This is a genomic window from Acinetobacter baretiae (assembly GCF_015627105.1).
GTDB lineage: Bacteria > Pseudomonadota > Gammaproteobacteria > Pseudomonadales > Moraxellaceae > Acinetobacter > Acinetobacter baretiae.
Window position 1 is genome coordinate 1 of record NZ_VTDM01000068.1, and the last position, 613, is coordinate 613.

At 38.8% G+C, this 613-nt stretch carries 1 protein-coding gene and 1 rRNA gene; both read right to left on the reverse strand.

Going from position 1 to position 613, the window contains the following annotated elements:
• Positions 1–307, reverse strand: a 307-nt coding sequence (locus I2F17_RS12510) for an IS630 transposase-related protein (RefSeq protein WP_211140165.1), incomplete at its 3' end; no start/stop codon positions are given.
• A 189-nt stretch (positions 308–496) separates the two neighbouring features.
• Positions 497–611, reverse strand: a 5S ribosomal RNA gene (gene rrf / locus I2F17_RS12515).
• Between the last annotated feature and the right edge of the window lie 2 nt (positions 612–613).

The following is a 613-nucleotide window of genomic DNA, read 5'->3' on the forward strand; positions in this document are numbered from 1 at the left end:
CGTAAGGTCTTTTTTTCACTGTGATTCCTAAACGTTTTAATGCATAACCAATAGATGCAGCTGAGCAGGAAAAGCGTACAGCACGCTCATATTGATAATCGTCTGGATATTTCTCAACATCAGCACGTAGTGCATCATCCTCAATTTTAAAAGGTTTCCGTGGGCGAGTTCTTTTAACCTCAATTCGTTTTTTCCAACTCAAAATTGTATTTTTATCAATTTCAAATTGTGCAGAGACCGCTCGTATGGAATATCCTTCCTCAAGCTTCGCTATCACTTTTTGTCTAAAATGCTCTGAATAGCTCATTTTTATATTGTCTTATTTTTATCGATGTGGATATGTTCTTGAATTAGGATGATGTGTTGTGGGTAGATGTTGTTTTTTTTCTTTGAGTGTGGGTTATAGATGTTGTATGTACAGTAGATATCATCTGGATTTATAAAAATGTAAGGCTAAAAAAAAGCCCCCTCGTTAGAGGGGGCTTTTAGAATAAGATGCTGGCGATGACTTACTCTCACATGGGTAACCCCACACTACCATCAGCGCGAAGAGGTTTCACTTCTGAGTTCGGGAAGGGATCAGGTGGTTCACTCTTGCTATAGTCGCCAGCAT